3 protein-coding genes are annotated in these 2280 nt (G+C 64.8%); all 3 read right to left on the bottom strand.

The window, feature by feature from the left end:
* Positions 1-309: 309 nt before the first annotated feature.
* Positions 310-603 (bottom strand): DUF6225 family protein, encoded by a 294-nt coding sequence (locus ACIRJP_RS42420; protein ID WP_404186571.1) that lies wholly within the window; start codon positions 601-603, stop codon positions 310-312.
* 183 nt (positions 604-786) lie between these two features.
* Positions 787-1383, bottom strand: coding sequence for a hypothetical protein (locus ACIRJP_RS42415; RefSeq protein WP_404186569.1), 597 nt, complete (start codon positions 1381-1383; stop codon positions 787-789).
* A gap of 395 nt (positions 1384-1778) precedes the next feature.
* Positions 1779-1961, bottom strand: a complete 183-nt coding sequence (locus ACIRJP_RS42410) for a hypothetical protein (protein WP_404186567.1) — start codon at positions 1959-1961, stop codon at positions 1779-1781.
* Positions 1962-2280: the final 319 nt, after the last annotated feature.

Raw genomic sequence — 2280 nt, 5'->3', positions numbered from 1 at the left:
ACGACTGCCTGTACCAACGAGCTCCGTTGCTCCACGTCAAGGACCCGTCAACACCCCTTGCGTGACCTGCGAAAACGCTAACTACCCGGCCTTGGGGAAACTTCAGCACCGACCTCGACCAGCTCGGCATGCGCTGGTAGACGACATGGGGCGTCGGCTGGTGAGCCCGCTTGGCGCCCGCCGGTCACCGAAGCCGGAGGAACCTGGAGCCGATACGCCCCTGGCGACCACACACGGTGACACCAGTGCCCACGTCGCAGAGGAAGCCACGACACCACGAGGTGCCAGCCCGTCAGCGTCACGGGCCGCTCACCGGACGTCGTTGGGTCGGTGCATGTAGGTGGCGGAGGGGTAGTCGGCGAGCAGGATCAGCACCTCATCGCCGTCACGCAGCAGTGTGTCGTAGCGTGGGGCCGCATCGCTGGTGCCGGTCACCACATAGCGGGCGTCCTGCTCCTCGTCAGGACACAGGGTGGTGGGCACCTGCGGCACCGCAACCCTCACCGGCAGCGCGTCGGGAAGGTCGGCCAGCGCTTGGCGCAGCTCGCCAACGGTCCACTGGGGCACGGCGTGCTCGTAGGGCTGCAGTTCATGATTCGTCACACCCAGGAGCGTATCGGCGGGAAAGCGCTGGCGATCAGGTGCAGACGCGCACTCGGGCGTGATCCATGCCACCCACGACGCTCAGTAGTCAAAGAACCGGTTTCCAGGCAAATACGCGACACATGAACATGCGGGCCTACCAGTCGAGCCCACCAGTATCAACCCCCTGTTCTGAGCGCACGGTCAACTCCCGGAAGTGCCGCTTCCGGCAGGATCGGGGGACGTTTGGGACGCTGCTTCACGCCGCTGCTGGTAGATGTGGAGCAGTCGAGCGACCTCCAGGTTGGTAGGGTCCCTGTTCCACTTACGAATGTTGGCGAGCCCCTCGTTCGTAGCCCATCTGGCGCGGATCGTCGCCTCGCCGATGACCACGCAACACCCCACCACCGTGCAGATCAGCGTGGAGAGTGCAGTGCTGGGGTCGTCGCCATGTGGCTTGGAGGCGGCCCAGATCAGAGCTTGCGTCAAAGACGTTACGAGCGCCAATGACATGCCCACCCACAACCCAGACAGCACGGAAGGTCGCACCATTCGCCAAAGCATGGATCGCGCCTGCTTCCGATCTGGCGCGTCCGCCAGAGCAGCAGCCAACTCCTCGTCAGCGGGCGTCTCGCTGGCGCGCACACAGGCACGCAGTGACTCCATGCCGGAATCCAGACTGGCAACGAACCGCTTCGTCTCCTCCTTCCCCTCCTTCGCCAGCGTGTACGTCTGCACAGCTCCGACCAGTAGCAAGGCAGAGTCGATGGCCGTGATGACGGCGACGTAATCGGTACTCATAACGAGAGTCATGACAGGTTCTTCTACTGGATGGGCGCCCCTCAAGCCAGCCACACAGCTTGTGCGCGGATCCCAGAACGAAGTCTGGCATTGCGGATGCTCTCCGCTACCACGACAAGACCACCACCCGCTCCGCAACGAGACCAGCGGAACGTGGAGCCTATACGCCGCTGAAGATCACACACGGTCACCAGCCGGCTGGGTTCGTTGGGAAACAGGCGACAGTTGAATACGAGAGCCCACCAGTATCAGACCCCGGCACGTATGCATCACCCCGCCGGGCGGTGAACCCCTGCCGCCCGTACGGTCGGACATGAGTGCCCTGACAGGACGGTGCTCCCGGGATGGCCCTGCGGTCACTTCGCACGTTCCGCAGGGCCACCCCACCCGTCAGGTCAGAGCATCCAGACGTGAGCGCCGGCCATCCTGGCGGCGACCGCCCCCGCCAGCAGGACGAGGCCCGTCCACGGGACCTTGTCCATGCTGACGTGGAACCCGCGGGCCCTGAACTCCACGTCGGGCCGCAGCTCTTCTCCCGTCTTCCCCGACTCGCGGCGGGCCGTCGTGCGCTTGCCCATGAAGCTCCTCCTTCGTCCATGCCGCATGGGTGCCGTGCGGCGCGTAACGGCACTCTGGGGCAGAGGAGGGCAAGCCGCGCAACCAGCCTCTGACCTGCGGCTATTCCAGATCGGGCGAGCGCCTACCACTTGAGGGGGTTAACGGCGCAAGCCCCGAATGTCTGGTCGCTCGGACGCGCAGAGTGACAAGCCCTCAGGTAGTCAGGGCCTGGTTCTCGTCGAAGGGGCCCTGACCCCGGATTTTGGACACCGGAGACACTTGGATCTTGATGGTCCAGGAGAACGGAGTCCCTGTGGGGATGAAGCACTACCCCGCCGA

Source organism: Streptomyces sp. NPDC102437, assembly GCF_044765565.1.
Lineage (GTDB): Bacteria > Actinomycetota > Actinomycetes > Streptomycetales > Streptomycetaceae > Streptomyces.
Note: the sequence above shows the minus strand (reverse complement) of the source record. Positions and strands in the feature narration are given on the sequence as shown.